This is a genomic window from Intestinibacter sp., from assembly GCF_034113885.1.
Taxonomy (GTDB): Bacteria; Bacillota; Clostridia; order Peptostreptococcales; family Peptostreptococcaceae; genus Intestinibacter.
In genome coordinates this window covers 1-7,228 of the sequence record NZ_JAXEWM010000187.1, presented here as the reverse complement: position 1 = coordinate 7,228, position 7,228 = coordinate 1, and the positions used below count along the sequence as shown (strand labels likewise).

9 protein-coding genes are annotated in these 7,228 nt (G+C 27.6%); all 9 read left to right on the top strand.

Features of this window, described 5'->3' with window-relative positions; all coding sequences use genetic code 11:
- Positions 1 to 327: S16 family serine protease (locus tag SPD90_RS11695; RefSeq protein WP_320925351.1), on the top strand; the 327-nt coding region annotated here is incomplete at its 5' end.
- On the top strand, positions 317 to 928 hold the full coding sequence (yihA, locus tag SPD90_RS11690; protein WP_320623931.1) for a ribosome biogenesis GTP-binding protein YihA/YsxC: 612 nt from the start codon (positions 317 to 319) through the stop codon (positions 926 to 928). The genes SPD90_RS11695 and yihA, both read left to right, overlap by 11 nt.
- A 126-nt stretch (positions 929 to 1,054) precedes the next feature.
- Positions 1,055 to 2,128: a PRK06851 family protein gene (locus tag SPD90_RS11685; RefSeq protein WP_320925350.1), complete on the top strand. Its 1,074-nt coding sequence runs from the start codon at positions 1,055 to 1,057 to the stop codon at positions 2,126 to 2,128.
- 288 nt (positions 2,129 to 2,416) lie between these two features.
- Positions 2,417 to 3,715 (top strand): GspE/PulE family protein, encoded by a 1,299-nt coding sequence (locus tag SPD90_RS11680; protein WP_320925349.1) that lies wholly within the window; start codon positions 2,417 to 2,419, stop codon positions 3,713 to 3,715.
- A gap of 17 nt (positions 3,716 to 3,732) precedes the next feature.
- Entirely contained in the window at positions 3,733 to 4,920 is a 1,188-nt protein-coding gene (locus tag SPD90_RS11675; RefSeq protein WP_320623934.1) for a type II secretion system F family protein, read from the top strand.
- A gap of 51 nt (positions 4,921 to 4,971) precedes the next feature.
- On the top strand, positions 4,972 to 5,400 hold the full coding sequence (locus SPD90_RS11670) for a prepilin-type N-terminal cleavage/methylation domain-containing protein (RefSeq protein WP_320623935.1): 429 nt from the start codon (positions 4,972 to 4,974) through the stop codon (positions 5,398 to 5,400).
- A gap of 133 nt (positions 5,401 to 5,533) precedes the next feature.
- Positions 5,534 to 6,280, top strand: a complete 747-nt coding sequence (locus tag SPD90_RS11665) for a hypothetical protein (RefSeq protein WP_320623936.1) — start codon at positions 5,534 to 5,536, stop codon at positions 6,278 to 6,280.
- A 1-nt stretch (position 6,281) separates the two neighbouring features.
- Positions 6,282 to 6,755 carry a hypothetical protein gene (locus SPD90_RS11660; protein ID WP_320623937.1) on the top strand — a complete coding sequence of 158 codons (474 nt, stop codon included), beginning with the start codon at positions 6,282 to 6,284 and terminating at the stop codon, positions 6,753 to 6,755.
- The coding region (locus tag SPD90_RS11655) for a hypothetical protein (RefSeq protein WP_320925348.1) at positions 6,752 to 7,228 on the top strand (477 nt) is incomplete at its 3' end. The genes SPD90_RS11660 and SPD90_RS11655, both read left to right, overlap by 4 nt.

Here is a 7,228-nt window from a genome sequence, read left to right as displayed (position 1 = left end):
ACACCTAAGGATGGACCATCAGCAGGTGTTACAATGGCTACAGCAGTATTATCTGCTTTAACCAAAATCCCTGTAAGATGCGATGTCGCTATGACAGGTGAAATAACTTTAAGAGGTAGAGTGTTACCAGTTGGAGGAGTTAAAGAAAAATTACTTGCTGCACATAGAGCTGGAATCAAGAAGGTTTTACTTCCAAAGGATTGCGAAGTTGATTTAGATGAAATACCACAAAATGTAAAGGATCAAATGGAATTTGTATTAGTTAAACACTTAGATGAAGTACTAGAGCATGCCCTAGTAAAAGATGGTGATAAAAATGAAGATTAGAAATTCAGAAATAAAAATGAGTGCGACAAAAAGACATCAGTATCCAGCTGAAGGACTACCAGAAATAGCATTAGTCGGAAGATCTAACGTTGGAAAGTCTTCTTGTGTCAACGCACTGTTAAATAGAAGAAATTTTGCTAGAACTAGTCAAACTCCAGGAAAGACTAGAACTATAAATTTCTATTTGATAAATGATGAGTTTTACTTTGTCGACCTTCCAGGATATGGATACGCCAAAGTTGCAAAATCAGAAAAAGACAAATGGGGAAATATAATGGAGACATATCTAGAAAATAGAGAAGAATTGTGTGCTATTTTCTTATTAGTCGATATTAGACATGAACCAACAAATGACGATGTAATGATGTATGAATGGATAAAACACTTTGGCTATGAATGTGTTGTAATTGCTACAAAGGCGGATAAAATAGCTAGAGGAAAATATCAAAAGAATATAAGCATTATAAGAAAGAAACTACAGCTAGAAAAAGACGAAAAGGTAATTCCTCTATCAGCAACTAAGAAAACAGGTGTTGAAGAGGTTTGGGCTGAAATAGTTGATCAATATACTAAAAATGGATATGAAATAACTGTAGACTAGATATTGAAAATATAGAGAACCTATGATGTAGGATAATTAATACTACAAAATAGGTTCTTTTTTTTGTAACAAAAATAAGAGCAAATAAATATCTTAATATAGAGCTTTTTTAGGAGGTATTTGCTTATGGCAGGAAAAATAAGAAAGATGTTTCCAGGGGGAAACACATCAAATGGGTTTTATTCATTTTTTGATTATATAATTACAGATGGTATAAATAGAATATTTTGTTTAAAGGGTGGACCAGGAGTTGGTAAGTCGTCGTTTATGAAAAAGGTTGCTAAAGAATTTGTCAAGATGGGATATGATATAGAGCTTCATTACTGTTCTTCAGATCCAAAGTCATTAGATGGAGTAGTGATAAATGGGTTAAATGTAGTTTTTTTAGATGCAACTGCGCCACATATTGTTGATCCTAAATTACCTGGAGCGGTCGATGAAATTATTAATTTTGGTGAATTTTGGGATATAGAGAGATTAGAAAAGAATAAATCTGAAATTCAATTATGTAATGAGAATATAGCTGATTGTTTCCAAAGGGCATTTAAATTTTTAAAATCAGTAGAACCTATTTATCTAGATATAGAATCTAAGAATTCAAAATGTATGGATTGGTCAAAGGTAAATAAAATTACAGATGATTTTGCTAGCAGGATATTTGATGGGGTTGAATTTTGTGAAGGAGTACCTAAATGTAGACATCTATTTGGTTCAGCGATAACTCCTGCAGGATATCTAGATTATTCAGATAGTTTATTTGAAGGTGTAGAAAATATTTATTATTTGAGTGGAGATATAGGTGTTGGCAAAAGTGAATTTTTGAGAAGTATTTACGAAAGGGCATTGAAAAAAGGGTTAGATGTAGAAGTATATCATTTTCCGCTAATTGTAGATAAATTGCAGGCTGTTTATATACCTAAGTTGAATGTAGCTATAACGACAAGCTCTTTATTTAAAGAGAAACAATCGATTAATTTAAACGATTTTATAGACGAAGAAAAATTAAACAAATATAAGGACGATATAAAAATAGACAAAGAAATAGTAGATTACTTGATGAATAATGCGATTGCAAATTTAAAACGAGCAAAATTCAACCACGATATAATAGAAGAGTACTATTTTCCTACGATGGACTTCGATAGAGTGGAAAAATTGAAGAATGAAGTTATTGGTAGAATTTTAAAATATAAGGAATGATAAATTTATAGCTTTAATCGAAAGGTTTAATTATGAGAAGTGAATTTTGTGTAAGTACAAAATTTAATTTGTTGTTATTTTGTACTTACACATTTTATTTTATAATAATTATTTAATAGATTTAGCCACAATATCCATATTATTACAATATAAAAATTATGCATATTAATCTATGTCTATTAAATAAGTTATTTATTTGAAAATATTTCTATTTTATGTGAATAGAATTTGTTTGTATAGTACATAATTCAGTTAGCAAATTAATTATAAATTAGAAGGTGATACTTATTGATAGCTAATAATTTATTGTCGATTGTACCAGAGAAAATTGCGAGAAAGTACAACGTAATACCTATTGGATTAGAAAACGACACTTTGGTTATAGGTGGAAGTAAAGAAGATATTTATACGATACAGGATTTAAAAATGATAACAGGGAAGAAGATTGTTTTTAAGAGATATTCCTATGAAGAAATCATTAGGGAAATAGAATCCACATATGGAAATAAGATTGAAGTAGATGAGGACTATGCTAAGAGGATTTTCTTTGAAATTTTAAATAGAGCAGTAAAAGAAAATGCTAGTGATATACATATTGAACCATTTGATAATTATTTGATTATAAGATTTCGTGTTGATGGAGAATTATACGAGGCTTTTAGATATACTTTAGATTTACACCTACCGCTTACTGCGGTAATTAAATTAAAATCAGGTATTGATATAACTGAAAAGAGGCTTCCACAGGATGGAAGGGTGGATATAAATATAGGAGGAAGGTTAATTGATATTAGAACATCGACAATTCCGACTACATACGGAGAAAAGACTGTTTTGAGGATTTTAAATAGAGATAATTTTTTTAAGACAAAGGAGGAAATAGGTTTTTCTGACGAGGCTATAGGTATCATTGACAAAATGATATCTAAGAAATCAGGAATTATATTAATTGTAGGTGAAACAGGATGTGGAAAGAGTACAACTTTATATTCACTATTAAAAGATTTAAATGTCGTCTCAAGAAATATTATAACTATAGAAAATCCAGTAGAATACAAAATGGATGGAATAAATCAGATACAGGTAAATGAAAAAATAGGTCTGACTTTTGAAAAGGGTTTAAGGGCTATTTTAAGACAAGATCCAGATGTAATTATGTTAGGTGAAATAAGAGATTCAGAAACTGCTAAAATAGCCGTGAGAGCCTCTATAACAGGTCATTTAGTACTGAGTACCTTACATACAAATGATACTGTATCTTCAATTACTAGATTGAAGGATATGGGAGTAGATTTATATTTAATTAGTGCTTCTTTAGTCGGGATTATATCTCAACGATTAGTTAAAAAAGTATGTCCATATTGCAATGGAAAAGATCAAGAATGTGAATATTGTGGAGGAAAAGGTTACATAGGAAGAACTTTAGTTTATGAGATCCTGGAGATAGATGAAGTTATAAGAGAATATATAAATGATTTTGAAAAGAATAATAAAATTAAAGATATAGCTATTGAAAGAGGGAAGATGATTACCTTTGATCAATGTTATATAGATTTAGTTGAAAAAAATTTGATAATGTCTTTTTGATTTAGGAGCTGTTGGATATGCAATCGTATAAATGTGTTGTTTACGATCAGGAAAATAAAAGAAAGGTAATTCATTTAGATCTTGAATATGAGGAGGAGGCATTGAAATTTGCAAAAGAAAATAATTTAAAAGTCTCCTCTATAAAAAAGAAAAGATCAATTTTTAATTTTTCTCAAAAATTAAAGAACAAAGAGTTAAAAATACTTTGCAAGGAAATAGGAATTTTATTTGAATCTGGATGTGAAATAACTAGACTATTAGAAGTGTTGGAGGCACAGGCAAGTAAAAAATTAAAACCTGTGCTGAAAAGGATTTTGAGAGAGATAGAGAGTGGAAATTCTATAACAGAGTCATTTAAGAATACTAGTGCTTTTTCTAGATTTTTCATCAGCTTAGTCTATGCCGGAGAGGTAAGTAGTAATTTAGATCAAGTCATGTACAGATTGAGTGAGTATTATGATAAAGAGGCTAAATTAAAGAGTAAAATAATAAGTATTTCGATATATCCTACTATTTTGGCTTTTGTCACAGTTGGATCTGTATTATCGATTTTGTTGTTTATAATGCCAAAATATGAGGCTATATATTTAGCAAATAATATAGATATACCAGCTATAACAAGAGGAATGTTATTTGTATCTAATTTTATTAGAAATAATTATATAGCTATACTTCTAGTGAGTTTTACCTTGTTAATTATAAGTGCGTATGTAGTCAAAAATAATCAAGAATTGAGAAAAGAATTACATAAACTATTTTTAAGATTGCCGAAAATAGGTGAGCTTATGCTTTTAAATCTTACAAATAAGTTTTCTAAGTCACTTTATATTCTAATCAAAAGTGGTGTAGAAATAGTTAATGCAATTGATATATCTGCAAAAGTCATAGATAAGAGATACATATATGATATGATTTGCATTGCAAATGATTCTATAAAAGAGGGGAATAATATTGGAGTATCGCTAAGCAAAATTAATTTATTCCCAGAGCTATTTATAACGATGGTTACTATAGGCGAATCTACTGGTAGATTGGAGGAAACATTAGATACTATTAATAAGTTTTATGAAAATGAGATAGATGAAAAAGTCGAAATTGGAACTAAATATCTTGAAAATGGAATTATTTTAATAATGGGACTCATAGTCTCTGCTACAGTTGTATCGATGGTTATACCTATGTTTAATACAATATCTTCTTTTTAGGAGATAAATTTTTAAAATTTATATAAACCAATTATGAAAGGAGTACTTTTTATGAAGAACTTAATTCAAAAAACTAAGATTAAAAAGAATGAGATTTTAGAAAAAATAGCAGGTTTAAATCAAAAATATTTCAAAGGTAAGAAAAAAAGAGGATTCACCCTAGTTGAGGTTATGATAACTATTGTTCTTATGGTAATAATTTCGAGTATGGCTGCACTTAGTTATTCAAAGACTCAGGAAAGGGCTAAAGTAAATATAGATTATGCAACTGCAGCTAATATAGCTACAGCAGCACAAATGGCGGCTACTAATGGGGAAACAGGAATCAGTGTCGAGAGTTTAGTCAGTAGTGGATATTTACAATCTACACCAAAAGTACAACAAAGTTCAGGTGGTTCATTTACAGTCACAGTTGGAGCTGATGATACAATAACTGTAACAATAGGTGATGATCAATATTATCCTAAACCAAGTGAATAAAACTAGAAAAGGATTATTGTGAGGAGTAATAATTTTTAGAGGAGATGATCTTATAGGAAATCTTGCATGCATCAAATTAGATAATTATTTAACTGAAATATTAATTTTAAAAAAGCATATCAATAAAATAAAAATGATAGATATTATTAATTTAGATGTTGGATTGAAAAATTTAAATGGTCTAAAAAAGAAAAAAGAATATGTAGATTTAGTTAGCCAAAAATTAAGTGAATATAAAAAATTAAAAAAAATATTTTTTGCAGTACAAAATGAAGAAGTTATAGTAAGAGGATATGAAAATTTAGGTAAGATAAGAAAACGTGATATATACGGATATGTAAAATTCGAGATAGGACAGGACATGCCTATAAATTTAGATAATTACATAATTAAATATAGTGTTTTAAATAAATATAAAAGTACTATGGATTTGCAGGTTATATTATTCCCTAAGTATATAGAACAGATTTGTAATCAAATTGCAGAAAATGCGGGTATTAAGCGCAAATATTTAAATATTAATTACGACATCATACAGAAATTGATGAATATAAATAAATTAAATATAAATTGTGACAGATGTATTATAATAGAAAATTTAGATGATGAGATAATTTTAAATTTAGTAGAAAATGGAAAAATATACAATTCAAATGTATTTGAAAAGGAAGGAAATGTGGATTATATATTAAAATTTTTAGAAAAAGATATCAACATATTTTATTATGGATTAGAAGATCATTTTTTAAATCAGATAAAAGAAAATGGATTTAATGTGGATAAATTAAAATTCGATTTAAAACTAAATAAGCTGTGGATAGAAAAAAATGTGGATAAAGATATAAATAATTATATGATTTGTATAGGATTGGTAATATAAAATGAGAAAAAATACTAAATGTATCAACATTTTTGAGAAAAATAAAAGAGATTGGAATTTATACCAAGTGAGTACTCTTATAATACTGTTGATAACTTTATTGCAAGTATCGATTAATGTAATTAAATATACACAGCTTACTGATTACATATCTAAGCATAAATTAGAAAATATTTCACAGCAAGAGGAAGTTAATAAGAATTTATCTGAAGGTAATCAAAATTTAGATACACAAAAATGTAACATAAATTTATCAGAATTGGAAGAGATATGTTCGATTATCGGCATGAATAAAATTAAAAGTATATCCTCAAATTCAAACAAAATAGAGATTCAAGGTATTTGTAATAACACGAAAATATTAGAAAAATTATCTAATCAAAAGAATGTTAAAAATTTTAATATAAAAAGTTTGCAGAAAGAAGAAAAACATTATTTATTTACTATTGAATACAAAGTAGGTGGATTAAATTGAAATTAATTAAACAAAACAAATCTTTATTTTTATTGTTGATAACATTACTTGCATATGTGATGATTGTAATTTTATTTATAAATCCACTTATTACAAAGAATAGTGAATTAGAGGAAAGAAGGTCACAAATATTAATTTCACAGCAAGAAAAAGAATATATTAAAACTTTTAATCAGCAGAAAAATTTAGATTTAGAAAATAAAAAATCAGAAGACATAATTTTATCCATAGAAAAAAGTATGGAAGATATAGTAGAGATAAATTCTATCATTAAAAGGTCTGAGCAGGTAGAAAATTCAGAGACTGTTTTATTAGAGTTGAGTATTTGTTCAACTTTAGAAAATATTTTTAAATTAGATACGAAATTAAGAAATTTAAAACTGGAAAATTCTATAGAAAGTATAAAAATAGAAAACTCTAAAAATGAAAATGATAAAAGTAGAAAAGTAAATTGTACTATGCTATTTAAAGTC

Coding starts and splice junctions, on each gene's coding strand:
- SPD90_RS11660 (WP_320623937.1), top strand. CDS start 6,282: ATGAGAAAAAATACTAAATGTATCAACATTTTTGAGAAAAATAAAAGA.
- SPD90_RS11675 (WP_320623934.1), top strand. CDS start 3,733: ATGCAATCGTATAAATGTGTTGTTTACGATCAGGAAAATAAAAGAAAG.
- SPD90_RS11685 (WP_320925350.1), top strand. CDS start 1,055: ATGGCAGGAAAAATAAGAAAGATGTTTCCAGGGGGAAACACATCAAAT.
- yihA (WP_320623931.1), top strand. CDS start 317: ATGAAGATTAGAAATTCAGAAATAAAAATGAGTGCGACAAAAAGACAT.
- SPD90_RS11670 (WP_320623935.1), top strand. CDS start 4,972: ATGAAGAACTTAATTCAAAAAACTAAGATTAAAAAGAATGAGATTTTA.
- SPD90_RS11665 (WP_320623936.1), top strand. CDS start 5,534: ATGATAGATATTATTAATTTAGATGTTGGATTGAAAAATTTAAATGGT.